Origin of the sequence: Intestinibacter sp., assembly GCF_034113885.1 — a bacterium.
In the GTDB taxonomy this organism is placed as follows: Bacteria; Bacillota; Clostridia; order Peptostreptococcales; family Peptostreptococcaceae; genus Intestinibacter.
Map to the genome: position 1 here is coordinate 1 of NZ_JAXEWM010000234.1, position 15,287 is coordinate 15,287.

Annotated in this window: 19 protein-coding genes; 5 read left to right on the forward strand and 14 right to left on the reverse strand. The window is 29.7% G+C overall.

Annotated elements, in window-relative coordinates:
• The first annotated feature begins 61 nt into the window (after window positions 1-61).
• Window positions 62-322, forward strand: a complete 261-nt coding sequence (locus tag SPD90_RS14110; protein WP_320925650.1) for a DUF1294 domain-containing protein — start codon at window positions 62-64, stop codon at window positions 320-322.
• A gap of 27 nt (window positions 323-349) precedes the next feature.
• Here the strand turns inward: SPD90_RS14110 and SPD90_RS14115 are convergent, their stop codons facing one another.
• Genes SPD90_RS14115 through SPD90_RS14125 form a run of 3 tightly spaced genes read right to left on the reverse strand, consistent with a single transcriptional unit; the run spans window position 350 to window position 1,446 of the window.
• The gene (locus tag SPD90_RS14115; RefSeq protein ID WP_320625470.1) at window positions 350-520 is read right to left on the reverse strand and encodes a hypothetical protein; all 171 of its coding nucleotides are present in this window, start codon (window positions 518-520) and stop codon (window positions 350-352) included.
• Between the two features lie 36 nt (window positions 521-556).
• Window positions 557-1,114: a permease prefix domain 1-containing protein gene (locus SPD90_RS14120; RefSeq protein ID WP_320925651.1), complete on the reverse strand. Its 558-nt coding sequence runs from the start codon at window positions 1,112-1,114 to the stop codon at window positions 557-559.
• A 2-nt stretch (window positions 1,115-1,116) separates the two neighbouring features.
• Window positions 1,117-1,446, reverse strand: coding sequence for a PadR family transcriptional regulator (locus SPD90_RS14125; RefSeq protein WP_334309413.1), 330 nt, complete (start codon window positions 1,444-1,446; stop codon window positions 1,117-1,119).
• Window positions 1,447-1,617: 171 nt separating this feature from the next.
• On the opposite strand from SPD90_RS14125, the gene SPD90_RS14130 reads away from it, so the two are divergent.
• On the forward strand, window positions 1,618-2,439 hold the full coding sequence (locus SPD90_RS14130) for a YitT family protein (RefSeq protein ID WP_320925653.1): 822 nt from the start codon (window positions 1,618-1,620) through the stop codon (window positions 2,437-2,439).
• 69 nt (window positions 2,440-2,508) lie between these two features.
• Here the strand turns inward: SPD90_RS14130 and SPD90_RS14135 are convergent, their stop codons facing one another.
• Together SPD90_RS14135 and SPD90_RS14140 are read right to left on the reverse strand one after the other, a co-directional pair.
• On the reverse strand, window positions 2,509-3,201 hold the full coding sequence (locus SPD90_RS14135; protein ID WP_320925654.1) for an aspartate/glutamate racemase family protein: 693 nt from the start codon (window positions 3,199-3,201) through the stop codon (window positions 2,509-2,511).
• Window positions 3,202-3,228: 27 nt separating this feature from the next.
• On the reverse strand, window positions 3,229-3,885 hold the full coding sequence (locus SPD90_RS14140; RefSeq protein ID WP_320925655.1) for an SIMPL domain-containing protein: 657 nt from the start codon (window positions 3,883-3,885) through the stop codon (window positions 3,229-3,231).
• 148 nt (window positions 3,886-4,033) lie between these two features.
• Here SPD90_RS14140 and SPD90_RS14145 point away from each other — a divergent pair, with 148 nt between their 5' ends.
• Window positions 4,034-5,194: a tyrosine-type recombinase/integrase gene (locus SPD90_RS14145; protein WP_320925656.1), complete on the forward strand. Its 1,161-nt coding sequence runs from the start codon at window positions 4,034-4,036 to the stop codon at window positions 5,192-5,194.
• 144 nt (window positions 5,195-5,338) lie between these two features.
• Window positions 5,339-5,971, forward strand: coding sequence for a transcriptional repressor LexA (gene lexA, locus SPD90_RS14150; protein ID WP_320624604.1), 633 nt, complete (start codon window positions 5,339-5,341; stop codon window positions 5,969-5,971).
• A 64-nt stretch (window positions 5,972-6,035) separates the two neighbouring features.
• On the opposite strand, the gene deoD is transcribed toward lexA, so the two are convergent.
• From deoD to SPD90_RS14185, 7 genes are all read right to left on the reverse strand, one after another.
• Window positions 6,036-6,755 (reverse strand): purine-nucleoside phosphorylase, encoded by a 720-nt coding sequence (gene deoD, locus SPD90_RS14155; protein WP_320624603.1) that lies wholly within the window; start codon window positions 6,753-6,755, stop codon window positions 6,036-6,038.
• A 262-nt stretch (window positions 6,756-7,017) separates the two neighbouring features.
• The gene (locus SPD90_RS14160; RefSeq protein ID WP_320624602.1) at window positions 7,018-7,533 is read right to left on the reverse strand and encodes a hypothetical protein; all 516 of its coding nucleotides are present in this window, start codon (window positions 7,531-7,533) and stop codon (window positions 7,018-7,020) included.
• Window positions 7,534-7,711: 178 nt separating this feature from the next.
• The gene (locus SPD90_RS14165; RefSeq protein WP_320624601.1) at window positions 7,712-8,839 is read right to left on the reverse strand and encodes a sensor histidine kinase; all 1,128 of its coding nucleotides are present in this window, start codon (window positions 8,837-8,839) and stop codon (window positions 7,712-7,714) included.
• Window positions 8,829-9,521, reverse strand: coding sequence for a response regulator transcription factor (locus tag SPD90_RS14170; protein ID WP_320624600.1), 693 nt, complete (start codon window positions 9,519-9,521; stop codon window positions 8,829-8,831). Before SPD90_RS14170 ends, SPD90_RS14165 begins: the two co-directional genes overlap by 11 nt.
• Window positions 9,518-10,171: a M15 family metallopeptidase gene (locus SPD90_RS14175; RefSeq protein WP_320925657.1), complete on the reverse strand. Its 654-nt coding sequence runs from the start codon at window positions 10,169-10,171 to the stop codon at window positions 9,518-9,520. Before SPD90_RS14175 ends, SPD90_RS14170 begins: the two co-directional genes overlap by 4 nt.
• A gap of 186 nt (window positions 10,172-10,357) precedes the next feature.
• Entirely contained in the window at window positions 10,358-10,783 is a 426-nt protein-coding gene (locus tag SPD90_RS14180) for a hypothetical protein (protein ID WP_320624598.1), read from the reverse strand.
• Between the two features lie 46 nt (window positions 10,784-10,829).
• Window positions 10,830-12,050 carry an RtcB family protein gene (locus SPD90_RS14185; protein ID WP_320624597.1) on the reverse strand — a complete coding sequence of 407 codons (1,221 nt, stop codon included), beginning with the start codon at window positions 12,048-12,050 and terminating at the stop codon, window positions 10,830-10,832.
• Between the two features lie 259 nt (window positions 12,051-12,309).
• On the opposite strand from SPD90_RS14185, the gene SPD90_RS14190 reads away from it, so the two are divergent.
• Window positions 12,310-13,299, forward strand: coding sequence for a glycosyltransferase family 2 protein (locus SPD90_RS14190; RefSeq protein ID WP_320925658.1), 990 nt, complete (start codon window positions 12,310-12,312; stop codon window positions 13,297-13,299).
• A gap of 52 nt (window positions 13,300-13,351) precedes the next feature.
• Here SPD90_RS14190 and SPD90_RS14195 read toward each other — a convergent pair whose 3' ends face one another.
• Window positions 13,352-13,876 (reverse strand): cob(I)yrinic acid a,c-diamide adenosyltransferase, encoded by a 525-nt coding sequence (locus SPD90_RS14195; RefSeq protein ID WP_320623954.1) that lies wholly within the window; start codon window positions 13,874-13,876, stop codon window positions 13,352-13,354.
• A gap of 25 nt (window positions 13,877-13,901) precedes the next feature.
• Window positions 13,902-14,837 carry an alpha/beta hydrolase gene (locus SPD90_RS14200; protein ID WP_320925659.1) on the reverse strand — a complete coding sequence of 312 codons (936 nt, stop codon included), beginning with the start codon at window positions 14,835-14,837 and terminating at the stop codon, window positions 13,902-13,904.
• Window positions 14,838-15,287 lie beyond the last annotated feature (450 nt).

Here is a 15,287-nt window from a genome sequence, read left to right on the forward strand (position 1 = left end):
TTTTTAAATAAAAATACCATATAATATCTTATATAATTTTAAAAATTAGGAGTATTTATTTATGTTAATTGTATTATATTTAATCTTTATAAACGTAGCTCTCTTCTCACTAATGTATGTAGATAAAAAAAGAGCTATCCGAAAACAATTTAGAATTTCAGAACAAACACTGCTAACATTAGCTTGTCTAGGTGGCACTTTTGGAATGTTAGCTGCTATGAAAATAGTGCATCATAAAAATAGAAAATTCAAAGATATGATACTTATTTTAATCATTGAAAACATTATATTAATACTTTTCCTTGATAAGTTTTTAAGCTAATAAAGATTATATTAGCTTTTTTTATTACTAAAATATTTTGTCGTATTCTGATATCTTCTGTTCTTCACTTAGATCTTCTCTACATGCAAAATAAGAGCCTATTTCATGCAAGGAACAAAGCGAAAACTCTATTTCTTTTAAAATTTTAAATATGTACTCTAAATCAAACTCTATATTTTTATAAAATGTGTTTTTCATAATATTTTCTCCTAAACAGCATCAAAATCCATAATATTAAAAATGTCTTTTCTTTTCTATATTTTTAGATATAAATAATTCCTCAATTAAATTAACCTGAAAAGATGAAACTTTAATAGCTCTCCTAGATAATATTTTACCTTTGACTTTAATATCTAATAAATAATAATCTTTACGTTTTTTGTTTAATTTATCCCCTCTATATGCTTGAATATTACCCCAAGGAATAAATTCATTTAATGCAAAAATACCTTCTTTATATACAATTGATTTATCCATTATATTAAAGTTGTTTAATCTATCATATATAGCCTTTGAAAATATCGAAATAAAAGTAAATACAGTAACTAAAAATACATTCAAGCCTCCTTTATATTTATATGGTTTTTCTTTGTAAAGCTCACTTAGCATATTCGGATCACCCATTTGCTTTAGTGCTTCATTTGTAGCTTCATCTAAGCTCATACCTTCTTCTGTGTATTCTTCTATATAATTAAAAATATGATCTTGAAGCTCATCTCTAATATCCTTAGCTCTCTCCTCTGTAGATACAAACCTACATACAGACTGTAAAAATAATTCTATAGAATTCATAACTATCTACCCCCAAGCACTAAATTCATTGTCTTGCTAAATACTTGCCATTCACTTTCTCTTGATTCTAATTCTCTAAGCCCTTTTTTAGTTATCTTATAATATTTTCTTCGTCTTCCATTTTCAACTTCCCAAAACGACTCTATAAACTTCTTTTTCTCCAAGTCATGCAAAATAGGATATAAAGTTCCTTCTTTAAAAATAAAAACTCCATTTGACTTATTTTCAATTTGCTTGATCATTTTATATCCGTACATCGGCTCTTTTTTTAATTCGTTTAATATCAGTGTAATCGTACTGCCTTTTATAAGTTCTTTATTCAAAACTAACACCTCGGATTCCTATGTATTTAATTAAATTATAATTACTCAATTTACAAAAATCAATAATTAATTGACAAATAATGGTTAAATTAATATAATCGTCTTTGTGTAAAATTAACGGAATATAAATTGGTAAAAGGGAGGAAATATTCTATGTTAAAAAAAACAGAGAATCTAGTGATGATTATTGTAGGTATTATTTTCGATGCTTTAGGTGTTGCGGCATTTACATTACCGTATGACATTTTATGTGGTGGTGTAACAGGGCTAGGTAGAGTAGTAGAACATTTTATGGGAATGCAAGTTTCACATGTTGTTGGTGTTATCAATGTGGTGTTATTTCTATTAGCTCTTTTCACATTAGGTAAAAAGTTTGCAGCCACAATTCTTTTAGGATCATTTTTATATCCTGTATTCTTAGATGTATTTATTAAATGGGACGCTTTGCAGCATTTAGTAGAGGATCCGCTACTTGCTGCTATTTGTGGTGGATGTTTAATTGGAGCAGGGCTAGGTCTTATTATCCGTGGAGGAGGAGCTTCTGGTGGATCAGATGTACCAGTAATTATATTAAATCGTAAATTTGGATGGCCACTTTCTCCAATGCTATATGCAGTAGATGGAGTAATTTTATTAATGCAAATGCCTTTTGCAGATACAAATGAAGTTATTATGGCAATTTTACAAGTCCTAGTTTATACAATTGTGATGAATAAGGTTATTATCATGGGTCAAAGTAAAGTACAGATTATGGTATTTAGTAAGAAGGTTGAAGAAATTAATCAAGCATTGCTAACACTAAATCTAGGTACCACACTACTTCATGGTAAGACAGGATATTTTGCAGAGGAGCGAGATGTAGTTGTTTGTATTTTCTCTAATAAATATATGAATCGCGTGAGAGAATGTATTTTAGATATTGATCCAACTGCTTTTATGAGTGTAATCAGTGTAAGTGAGGTTAGTGGTAGAGGATTTACACTTCCACAAAAAATCAATTAGCTAATTATGATAACTTTGTCAGAAACCTTTTTAGCGAGATAGTTTATTCCATCTCGCTATTTTTTATATTTATTTATCAATCGCCAATAACGCAGCCTTTGTAGCGTGAATTTCTGTCGTATCAAAAACAGGAATAGATACGTCTTCTTGCTTCACCAATAATCCTATCTCCGTACACCCAAGTATCACACCTTGAGCTCCTTTTCTAGAAAGCTCTTCAATTATAGAAACACATTTTTGCTTTGACTCTTGTGATATAACCCCTAAACACAATTCCTGATAAATAATATTATTTAAAGCCTCAATAGAAGAATTATCTGGAACTACAACGGATATCCCATTATCTATCAATTTATTTTTATAAAAATCTTCTGTCATAGTGTATTTTGTTCCGAGCAAAATAACCTTTTCGATATTGCTCTGTTTTAGCACCTCAGCAGTCGCCTCTGCAATATGTATAATAGGTATATCAATACGTTTTTGAATTTCAGGAGCGATTTTATGTGTAGTGTTTGCACAAATTACGATAAAGTCAGCTCCAGCCTTTTGAAGGTTTTTAGCTTCAATAGATAAAATATCTGCAATTTTGTCCCACTCACCATTTGCTTGATATTTTTCAATTGGATAAAAATCAACGCTGTACAAAAGTATCTTTGCTGAATGTAACCCACCTAACTCTTTCTTTACTACTTCGTTTATAATCTGATAATAAGTAACTGTGCTTTCCCAGTTCATACCACCTAATAGCCCTATAGTTTTCAATTTTTCCAACTCCTCTAAATTTTACTATTATTCAAATTCCCATTCTGAGGTTATACTAGCTTCAATATTTATATCTTCAGGATTTATAGTATCTAATGAATTTCCTGCTCTTAAATAAGTAGACATTCCTAAATTTGCATCTGAATCAAAATCTTGGAAATTATTATGAACTTCTATAAATAAACATGTTTTATTTGATTTTGACATAGTATTTTTTATAAACTCAGCTTTTTCTTCGGCTAATTTAATGGCATTAGCTAAAGCTTCCTCTTCTAATTTATTTCTAGTTTCCATATTTACTCCAAATTTGATTGTATACGTTGGAGGATTTTTCATTTTAGAAATTGCATCGATAATATTAAATATATTTTCGATAGAGCTATAATTTATTGTCAATTCATTCGTTTGAATCAGCTCGTAATGAGAAAATACATATGAAACCTCGATAATATCATTTTTATCTTCTATAGTTTTTTTGACAGGTATTATTTCATATCTAGTTGTTTTTAAATCTTGTTTATCAATTTCAAGTTGCTTCAATAAATTTTGAAATTCTACAATTTGTTCTGAACCCTTTTTTATAATTTCTTCACTATCCTTTGATTCTTGATTAAATGTAAGTAAAAAAGTTGCCTGATCTGGTTTACAAGATATACCTCCAGAAGCTGTTATCTTTACGTTCATAAAAAAACCTCCAATTTACTTATTTTTATTATAATTTTATCATATTTATTTAATGATTAAATAAATAGTAGAAAAAAACTAAATTTTGATATATATTTAAGGAAACATTAAATTTTAGCTTATACTGATAAATATTGGAGGTAATAAATTGAAGGAATTAAAAATAAACAATAAATCCGACAAGCCAGACAACATAGTGCTTAGGGATCACATACTAATAGAAAAAAGCATCGAATTTGAAAAAGGACTGCCAGATTTTATGAAGGATTATTTCATATATTTAAAAGGCTCTGTAGCTTCATCGACTAGAGCAGCTTATTTAGAGGATATCACCTTTTTTTGCGATTATTTAGTAAATGAAAGCGGGCTTACAGATGCCAAAACTATAAAAGACCTGACTATAGAAGATTTTAAAAATATAAAATCAAGAGATGTAAATTTATTTTTAGGCGACTACTGCCCTAGATACTACAAAGAAAAGGAAAATGCGACAATTGTATACGAAAACAACAACAGAGCATTGGCGAGAAAAAAGTCATCTATCTCGACCTTATTTAAATTTCTATACAGAAATGAACAGCTTCCTACTAACATAACAGATGGATTTAACCCAATAAAGCTTCCAAAACCTCAACCAGACGCAATAAAAAGACTAGATATCGACGAGGTAATGGTAATGCTAGAAGCTGTAGAATCAGGTGAAGGTCTAACAGAAAAGGAAAAGGTCTACTGGAATAAAACTAAGCTTCGTGACAAGGCAATCTTAGCTTTGTTTGTAACATACGGTCTTAGATTAAACGAGCTTCGTGAGCTGAATATTTCCTCATTTAATTTTTCAAGAGGTGAATTTAAAATATACAGAAAAAGAGGCAAGGAGGTCCTAATGCCTATAAATAAAACCTGTGAAAGCGTCGTATTAGATTACATAAACTACGAAAGAGCAAATAGCGATGATCTAGAAGAGGATGTAAAAGACGCGCTATTTTTATCTCTACAAAAAAAACGTCTGACAGCAAAGGCTATAAGACAGCTAGTAAAAAAATATACATCTATATGCATGCACACAACTAGAGACAAGGGATATTCTCCTCATAAACTTAGAGCTACAGCAGCTACATCTCTAATCCAGTCAGGCTTTTCCATATACGATGTAAAGACTCTACTAGACCACGACAACGTGACGACTACACAGCTATACGCAGCTCACAAGAAAAACGTCAAAAGAGATATTGTAAACAACTTCGAATGGCTAGATGAAAACGAGGAAGTAAGCCTTGATGATATTCAAAAGGAAAACTCAACTGATTAAATCGCATTAAAAAGAATTTTTCAAAAATAAGAACAAATGTTTGTATAAAAAAACTCGATATGGTACAATATATAATATAAATAGTAAAGTTAAAATCAGAATAACTTTAAATTTTATAAATAAACAATGAAATGAGTGATTTTTATGAGTTCAAATCAATTAACAAATAAACAACTCATCATTCTAGAGTTTATAAAAGATCAACTTTTAACTAAGGGATATCCGCCTTCAGTTAGAGAGATATGTCAGGCAGTAGGCCTTAAGTCTACATCTACTGTACATGCTCATTTAAACAAACTTGAAAAATTAGGATACATAAGACGCGATCCTACTAAACCTAGAGCTATTGAAATACTAGACAGCAATATCTTCGGAAATAATATAACTGAAAAAGAAATAATTAACCTTCCTCTAGTTGGCCAAGTAACTGCTGGTGAACCTATTCTTGCTGAGCAAAATATCCAAGAATACTTACCTCTACCTGCCCAACTCATAAAGGGTACAGATAATTTTCTTCTAAAAGTAAAGGGAGAAAGTATGATAAATGCTGGTATTTTAGATAGAGATTACGTTGTAGTAGACAAAAGCTCTACAGCTTCTAATTCACAAATAGTCGTGGCACTAGTAAACGGGGAAGCAGCTACTGTAAAGAGATTTTTCAAAGAAGGTAATAAAGTCAGACTTCAACCAGAAAATGAATTTATGGATCCTATCATTTTAGATGAAAGAGATGTTGAGATTGTTGGAATTGTTACAGGTGTATTTAGAGTATTATAGTACACGTAAAAAGCTTGCTGAGAAGGTATAATTTTCTAGCAAGCTTTTTATTTTAAATTTTATATTATGCTAAGCTTAAAGCTATTTCCATCATCTTAGTAAATGCTGTTTGTCTTTCCTTTGAAGTAGTTTCTTCTCCTCTTAAAGGACAGTCAGATATAGTAACTATTGCTAAAGCATTTACTCCTGCTCTAGCTGCATTCATGTAAAGTGCTGCTGCTTCCATTTCAACGCAAAGAGCACCCATTTTTTGCCATGACTTTAATCCTTCTAATCCATCATCACCGTAGAATACGTCACTTGATACTATATTTCCTACTGTTACATCTATACCAAGCTCTTTAGCATTATTTACAGCCTTTTGAAGTAACTCAAAGCTCGCAATAGGTGCATATGTACCTGGTAATTTGTATTGAGATGCGTAATTTGAGTCTGTACAAGCTCCCATACCTATTACAACATCGTGTAGGTTTAATTTGTCGCTTATAGCTCCTGCAGAACCTATTCTTATAAGGTTTTTAACTCCATAGAAATTAATTAATTCATAAGAGTATATTCCCATAGATGGCATACCCATACCTGAACCTTGAACAGATACCCTTTTGCCTTTATAATATCCTGTATATCCATACATTCCTCTTACAGTATTGTATCTCACTGGATTTTCTAAGAAAGTCTCAGCTATAAATTGAGCTCTTAGTGGATCTCCTGGTAATAATACTGTTTCAGCTATATCTCCCACCTTAGCTTCTAGATGTGGAGTTGGTACTGGTGATTTACTCATTTTAAATTCCTCCTAGCTTCTATAATTTATATGAATCTAAATATATTTTCATTAATTATAGATATTTAAAGTCTATAATTATTTCAAATATCTATATTATATATTATATACCTAATTACATACAAATATAAAATATAAATATAAGCTGTTAATTTTTAACTATTTCCAAATAAGCGAAAAAATAGATGCTATTTTATAAATAACATCTATTTTGAAACTTTTATTGATATTTAATTTTTTAATTAATTTTGATTTTAATAAATTAATTATTTACTACGTTGTTCCCCTCTTTTTCTCTTTCTATCATTAGTATAAATCTCTTCATTTGAATTATTTTACTTCTAACTTCATTAGACTCTGCATGTTTCATATAAGGAACATAACTTACAGCGTAATCACTACCATTTGCACGTAAATTTAAATCAATTTTATCTATAAAAGTTTGATTATTTAGTGTCAATGACGGAGAAATAACACCACTATTCTTATCTGCTCTTATATGATAATGTATGTTGATATCATCAACTTCGTCTAAAGTGAATTTGTGTAAAGTAACATTATTAGAATCAAGTAGATAAATACAATTATCTTTTCCTAGAGCTATGTTTGGACTTCCTTCATTTCCAAAAATCATAAATTTAACATTTTCAGAAAGAATTTTTTTAGCTTTGTTTTTTGATTTTTGCTCCCTTTGGTTTTTACTTTCAAGTGCATAATATATAATAATCCCTATTATTGCAATACTTGCTAAAACCTTTAATATGTTGTCCATTGTCATAATCCATTCCCCCCTCTTTAGAACACTTCTTACTTAAAGTATAATCTACTTTGACCCAAAAAAAAAGTTATACTTTAAAAAAAGTCAGAAAAAAATGGAAAATCATTTAAAAAGTGATTTTTCCGTATTAAAATTTCTAAAATTCAGCTTTTATAAAGTTATATTTTTAACTATTTTCTCAACGCATATCATTTTCTTTATCTAAAAGAGGTAATTGAACTTTAAACACTGTTTTTTCTCCATCGCTATGAGCGCTGATTTGTCCATCGTGTAGTGTGACGATACTTTTTGTTATAGCTAGGCCTAAGCCTGAACCACCGTCGTTTTTGTTTCTAGATTTTTCAACTCTGTAAAATCTATCGAATATATACGGAAGCTCTACAGCTGGTATAGGATTTCCGTAGCTTATTACATCTACTATAGCGAAACTGCCTTCTTTATATGCATATATATCTAGGTAATCGCCTGTACCGTATTTAATGCCGTTGTTTATTAAATTTTGGAATGCTCTAACTAATTTATTTGGATCAGCATAAATTATCATCTTGTCTTCAGAAAAGAAGCTTCTACCTTCGATTTTTTCACTTTGGAATTGATACCCAAATTGGAATATAATTTGATTTAGTAATTCAACTAAATTTATCTCGATTTTATTTAAAGTTATAGAACGATTTTGAACCTTTGTAAGCTCAAATAAATCGTTTATAAGAATTTCTAATTCCTTTGATTTTTCGTAGGCAATATCTACATAATATCTAAGCTGCACTTCATCTCTGTATTTATCGTCGTTTATAAGTCCTAGGTATCCCTTTATCGATGTAAGAGGTGTTCTTAAATCGTGTGATACATTTGTGATTAGGTCCGCCTTTGTCTGTTGGGCCTTTCTTTCTTCTATAGTTACGTTTTTAAGTAATAGAGAAATAATATTTATATTGTCAGCTAGAGTTTTTATATCGCCTTTGCAGTCGATGCTTATAGTTTTATCTAGGTCTCCACCGGCCATTTTATTTGTAACCTCTACAATCTTTAAAAATGCAGTTAAAGATTTTCTCATGAACAAATAATATACAAAAAATGTAAACACAGCAATTATTATATAATATAAATAATTACCTATAGTTTGATCCTTAAAAAACTTAAAAAAGTTTATTGCATTTACTATTGCACCGCCATACTGGCTATTGTATCTATAATATCTATCTAAAATAACTTTAAGTATCACAAAACTAGTAGATACACTGATAAAACTTAAAAACAAATAAACTATAGGCATTATAGCATAATTTAGCGCTTTATTATTTTTCAATTTTATAACCAACTCCCCACACTGTATGAATTATTTTTTCGCCGTTTAAACATTTATCAAGCTTATCTCTAAGTCTACTGATATGTACCATTACAGTGTTATTTGATTGGAAGTATTTTTCTTTCCATACCTTTTCAAATATTTCCTCAGAAGAAAATACTCTACCTTTATTGCTAGCCATCAAATATAAAATATCGAACTCTCTAGCTGTCAAAGATATTTCCTCTCCAGCTGCCACTACCTTGTGTCTAGTTTTATCGATAGTAAGGGAACCTACATTTATTAAATCAGATTCCTCCTGAGTAGTATTATTTAAATAATAGCTTCTTCTAAGTAGAGCCTTTACTCTTACTGTAAATTCTAGTGGATTAAATGGTTTAGTCATATAATCGTCTGCACCTGTCATCAATCCTTGTATTTTATCCATATCCTCAGATTTAGCGCTTAACATTAAAATAGGCGTATTCTTAGTTTGTCTTATTTTCTTGCACACTTCAATACCGTTTAGCTTAGGCATCATTATGTCTAAAACTAATAAATCAATTTCTTCGTTTTCCATTATATCTAAGGCTTCTTGACCATCCTTTGCCTTTACAACCTTATAGCCTTCATTTAAAAGATATATTTCAAGTAAATCTCTTATTTCTTTTTCATCATCTGCAACTAATATTTTATTATTCAAGTCGAACCATCCTTCCTAAGTGACAAATCATCGACATACGCTTCAAGTGTTAAATTATTTTCGTAGATGTATTTAGCTACGTCCTCTCCTACATATCTAATATGTACAATGTTTTTCTCTTTGCAATCTCTAATTACAAAGCCGTATTTATATGAATTTTTTTCAATCCATTCGTACTCTTCACTATCTTTTTGAAGATTATACTCTTTATTAGTTAAATCTATACAAAGACCAGTTTGATGCTCGCTAGTACCTGGTTTTTCCACTAAACTATCTGCCTCGTCACTTCCTACCTCTAAGACCTTCATATAGTAATCTTTGTACTGATCTGCATAAGATATATACGCTGATTTTCCTATTAAATCTATATTATCTTGAGCTGCATCATCTACTAATTTTTCTAAAGCTTCTTTCGCCTCTTTAGTCATTTTCTTCTTTGAGTCTTCCGTATCATTTGCAAAAGAAATATTAATTTCTCGTAAATTTTCTGGAATAAATCTACTGCTAAGCTGATTTTCTTCATTTACAATCAAAGCTATGCCACTACTTGTATTGTCACCATAAACATATTTATTTGATACTATATTTTTCGTAAAATTAAATCCTATAAATACTGCTAATAATAACAATAGAACTTGGACCTTTTTCATAATTATTCCTCCTAAAAAAATATTAAGTATATCTTAAGGAGAAATAATTAATATATATATAATATATCCTTACATAATTATAAAATATTTTTACAAAATATTAAATTACATTTTTGTCATTTGTAAATAAAAAAGAATAAGTTTACATAATATTATACCAGTAAACTTATTCTACTTAAAACTTTTTTAGTTATATAATTCTTCTAAAAGATCTTTAGCAAAGTGATTTATAACTACATAATCTCCTTCTATATCCTTTTTGTCGATTAATCCTGTAAATATGTTAGAATTTCTGATTTCAAGTAGCATGAAGCTGTTTATCTTGCAAAGTGACAATATATAAGAGTAATCATCGTCTATTATAAATCCATTTTCAAAATCGTAGTCCTCGCTTACTATTTCGAAGTTTTCACCGTAAGTTCCTTTATCTGTGTTAATTATAGGTAAATACTTGTGAAATTGACTTATTGCATAAGATTTTTCATAGCGAACTTTAAGTCTCTCCTCTTGTGATAAGTCGAAGTAGCCTTTACCAAATATAGAAGCTATTAAATCGTTTATATTATTTAGTTTAAATTGTTGTCCTTGTATTACTACAACTAATGGTTCCATTTATGTTCTCCCCCTATAATTATAAATTTAAAAAGACTTTATAAGTCTAATTGCTTTTGAAATTGTAAATCGGTTTTATTATTTTCACTATATCTACTGTATCTGTTATATTGTTTAAAATATCTTCAATAGGCTTGTATGCCTGAGGAGCTTCATCTAAAGTAGATACGTTTACGCAGGTTGTAAAAATTCCCTTCATGGAAGCCTTGTAATCATTCATATGGATTTTATCCTTGGCTCCTGCTCTAGATAAAATTCTGCCTGCACCGTGTGGAGCTGAGTAGTTCCAGTTAGGATTTCCCTTACCTTTTCCCAAGATAACTCCATCTCTCATATTTATAGGGATTAGTAAATCCTCTCCCTCATATGCAGATATAGCTCCCTTTCTCAAAATAGACTTGTCTATTTCTATATAGTTATGGATGCTTTCAAATTTATTCAATTTATCGTAATCTAGTCCAATAAATTCGACTATTCGTCTCGCCATAAGTTCTCTATTTTTAGTGGCGTACTTTTGTACAATATCCATATCGTGAAGGTAGTCCTTTAAGTTATCTCCCTCTATGTAGCATAAGTCCTTTGGAATCTTACTTTCTACACGAAGAGATTTCTTTAAATTTTTAAGAGCCTTTTCTATTTTTTTACTCTTACCTGCTTTTTTATATTCGTCTATTAATTCCTTTGATTTTTTTTCGTATTCATCGCTTATATAGTTTAAAGTATTATACCCGACAGATTGATAGTGGTTTGCAACTTGAAGCCCTAGGTTTCTGCTGCCTGAGTGAATAACTAAATATTTATTATCAGAATCGTCCTTGTCGATTTCGATAAAGTGATTTCCTCCGCCAAGTGAACCTAACGCTCTGTTAAATTCAGTTGGATTTTTAGGAATATCGTCTAAGCATTTGATTTTAAGTATTTCATCTAAATAGTCTATCACAGGTTTATTATTTATCTTAAATCCATGTGGTATGTTGTTTTTTATAAAATCATCGATTTTCTTCAAATCCAAGTCTAAATTTCCAAGTTCCACACATAAAACACCACACCCTATATCTACACCTACTAAATTTGGAACTATCTTATCCTTTATAGTCATAGTAGTCCCTATTACACAACCAGAGCCCTTATGGCAATCTGGCATTATTCTTATATTTAAATCCTCTACAAATTCTTGATCTAGAAGCTGTTTAACTTGAGCTATAGTCTCATCATCTATATTAGCTGTAAACACTTCTGCCTCGTTAAAATTTCCTTTTATTAACAAATTAAACACCCCTTTAAAAAAATTATACCCATTTATTATGAATGAAAATCGAAAAATCGAGTAAAAATAGACTATATAATTAATATTAACTTATATCCATTTTAAATGCTATAAATTTAAATATTTTTATTTAAAGTAACAAAAATATAACTATTTTGTAATAAAACTGTAAGATAAGCCAAGTGAATAATATGATATACTCTAATTGTCAATAGATTTTTCGTTTGAATTGAAACAATTAATATTAAGGTGGTGAATTATGAATACTAAAAATCCAAAAATTAGTGTTATTATTCCAGTTTACAATACGTCTATTTACTTACGCCAATGTCTAGACTCTGTTTTAGAGCAAGATTTTGACGATTACGAGGTAATATGCGTAAATGATGGATCTACAGATGACTCTCTTGAAATTTTAAGAGAATACGAAAAAAAATCATCTAAAATAAAAGTCATAGACCAAACAAACAGCGGTGTTGCGACTACACGTAATACAGGGCTTAAAAATGCTTCAGGAGATTTCCTTGCATTTTTGGATAGTGACGATTTTATAAGAGAAAATTACTTGAGCAAATTATACAACGCTGCTTTAAAGACTAAAAGCGATATAGTTATATGCAATTTCTACAGATACTACGAGCAAACTAATTTTGCAAAGCCTGTATTTTATAGATTTAGAAGAGGCCAATTTAATAAATACGAAATATTAAAGGGGCTAATTCCAGACAACCTAATTCATTCATATCTATGGAATAAATTATGGAAGAGGGAAATATTTGAAAATCACAATATATTTCCAAATATGAAATTTGAAGATTTGGCGATTATGTCGGAATTAATATACAAAGCAAACAAAATAACAGTTATACCAGATGCTCTTTACTACTACAGAATAAGAAAAACTAGTATAGTTAGAAGTATTTCTCTACAAACTCAAAACGACTATCTAAAGGCATATGCCCTTATTCGTCTGTTCTTAGAAGAAAATAAAGAATATCAAAGATTCAAAAGACAGTACTTCTATCTATCACTTAAAGTCTACATAGTTATGATAGCTGTGAATTTTATGCTACTTAAAGAACAGCCTTCTTTAAAGCTGTTTATGCAAAATATGCTATCTACAAAGCTATTTATGAAAAGTTGCCAATTAGATGATTTTACGATGACTAGAGAGGACATACTAAATAGCAGTGTTTTATCGAGCATATTAAACAATATGAGGTTATTAAATACAAAAACTCCAAAGTAAAAATTACTTTGGAGCTTTTTAACATAAATCATTTGCAAGTAGAAATTACTTACTAAAATTTTACAGGAATTATTTCCTCTTCACTGTAGCGAGCTAAAATATATAAAAAGTCTGATAATCTATTTACATATTTAAGGAGTATAGGGTTTATTTTATCTTCTCTAGATAAAGTTAAAATTCTTCTTTCGGCCCTTCTGCACACAGTTCTAGCAATATGTAAATTTGCCGCACACACTGATGTGCCTGGAACTATAAATTCATTTATCTTTTCTATTTTTTCTGTATAATGATCTATTAATTCTTCTAATTTTTCTATATCCTCTTCTTTAGTAATATTTTTATATCTCTCGTAATTTATAGTCGATAATTCTGCTCCGACATCAAATAATTTCTTTTGGATTTCTCTCAATACTTGTTTATCTTGATTTTCCTTTAGATAATTGACACAAAGTCCAATATACGAATTTAATTCGTCGATTGTTCCATAGGCTTCTACTCTAATGCTGTCTTTTTCTATCTTTGTACCACCAATTAGAGATGTAGATCCTTTGTCACCTTGTCTAGTATAAATCTTCATAATTAAAACCCCTTTCTTTACAAAATTAAATATATTTATTTACAAAGCTATCTATTTCACCCCAGTATTTATCTGGATTTTCGCTTTCAGCATGTGCATGTGAAGCTCCTTCTATAATTAATTTTTTCTTCTCGCTTGCGCAGGCTTCGTAAAGCTCGTCTAACATGTAAAATGGAACGAATGTATCATCATCCCCGTGCACAAACATCATAGGAACCTTTGAGTTTTTAACACATTCTATAGGACAAGCCTCATTTAAATAATATCCAGCCTTTACTTTAACTATCAAATTAGCTATATTCAATATCGGAAATGAAGGCACATTAAATAATTTCTTAAGCTGATATTTAAATTGCTCTAATGCTGATGAATATCCGCAATCTTCTATTATGACCTTTACATTTTTGGGAAGCTCCTCCTGAGAACTCGCTATCATAACTGTAGCAGCCCCCATTGAAACTCCATGAACTAAAATCTCACATTCGCTATCTTTTGAAACAATATACTTAAGCCACTCAATTAAATCCTTGGCATCATGATACCCCATTCCTATATAATTACCTTTGCTCTTGCCGTGACCTCTTAAATCAACAGCTAAAATATTGTATCCTATATCGTAATAGTGCAATGCCTTGGTACTAAGACTGAATGCATCTGTCATATATCCATGTACTGTAACTGCCCATTTATTAGTATTTTTATTTGATACAACCTCGTGAGCATGTAATTTCAATCCATCAAAGGAATTTGTAAAAACATCCTTAAACTTAGAGCTTTTTTCTAGCCATTCCTCTTCTTCAGTCAGCTCGTGATGGCTTAAACCATCATTACCGAAAATCATCTTCTTTGAAGAATTTGGATTTATCGCTAGATTATAAAAAAAGTTTCCCGCAAAAAACAATGCTATAATTGCCACAACTGCCAACGTTATAATTACCGCAAAAAAAATCTTTATATTCATTAGAATCGCTATCCTTTCAATAATATATTATGTAATTTTTTGATTTAATAACCGCCAGGTTAAGATTTTTATCAATTTAATTAAATTTTATCCATATTATCGCCTTTTTACAACTATTATAATTTAATTATAAAAAATTTTTCATAAAAAAATGTTCAACAATATAGACTCTATTATCATATATATCTATCTAGCGAAGCTACTACTTTCTTCCCAACCATTGTGAATATGTTTAAGAACTTTGTGAAGAATTATATACTTTTTAATATTTATTTATTAAAATAACTCTACAAATCTATTTTTTATCATATACTGAGTAACATAAAGATCATCTGTTGCTAATTTCATAAATAATTCTTTTATTCGATTAAATTCTTTATATTTCTTACTTATAAATAAAAATTTAAACCACGTCAAATAATTATTTAAATACTTAGTGGCAACACCGTT

What these genes read in the sequence shown, in the direction of transcription:
- SPD90_RS14110 (WP_320925650.1), top strand. Translation starts at nt 62, where the DNA reads ATGTTAATTGTATTATATTTAATCTTTATAAACGTAGCTCTCTTCTCA.
- SPD90_RS14115 (WP_320625470.1), bottom strand. Translation starts at nt 520, where the DNA reads ATGAAAAACACATTTTATAAAAATATAGAGTTTGATTTAGAGTACATA.
- SPD90_RS14120 (WP_320925651.1), bottom strand. Translation starts at nt 1,114, where the DNA reads ATGAATTCTATAGAATTATTTTTACAGTCTGTATGTAGGTTTGTATCT.
- SPD90_RS14130 (WP_320925653.1), top strand. Translation starts at nt 1,618, where the DNA reads ATGATTATTGTAGGTATTATTTTCGATGCTTTAGGTGTTGCGGCATTT.
- SPD90_RS14140 (WP_320925655.1), bottom strand. Translation starts at nt 3,885, where the DNA reads ATGAACGTAAAGATAACAGCTTCTGGAGGTATATCTTGTAAACCAGAT.
- lexA (WP_320624604.1), top strand. Translation starts at nt 5,339, where the DNA reads ATGAGTTCAAATCAATTAACAAATAAACAACTCATCATTCTAGAGTTT.
- deoD (WP_320624603.1), bottom strand. Translation starts at nt 6,755, where the DNA reads ATGAGTAAATCACCAGTACCAACTCCACATCTAGAAGCTAAGGTGGGA.
- SPD90_RS14160 (WP_320624602.1), bottom strand. Translation starts at nt 7,533, where the DNA reads ATGACAATGGACAACATATTAAAGGTTTTAGCAAGTATTGCAATAATA.
- SPD90_RS14175 (WP_320925657.1), bottom strand. Translation starts at nt 10,171, where the DNA reads ATGAAAAAGGTCCAAGTTCTATTGTTATTATTAGCAGTATTTATAGGA.
- SPD90_RS14180 (WP_320624598.1), bottom strand. Translation starts at nt 10,783, where the DNA reads ATGGAACCATTAGTTGTAGTAATACAAGGACAACAATTTAAACTAAAT.
- SPD90_RS14190 (WP_320925658.1), top strand. Translation starts at nt 12,310, where the DNA reads ATGAATACTAAAAATCCAAAAATTAGTGTTATTATTCCAGTTTACAAT.
- SPD90_RS14195 (WP_320623954.1), bottom strand. Translation starts at nt 13,876, where the DNA reads ATGAAGATTTATACTAGACAAGGTGACAAAGGATCTACATCTCTAATT.
- SPD90_RS14200 (WP_320925659.1), bottom strand. Translation starts at nt 14,837, where the DNA reads ATGAATATAAAGATTTTTTTTGCGGTAATTATAACGTTGGCAGTTGTG.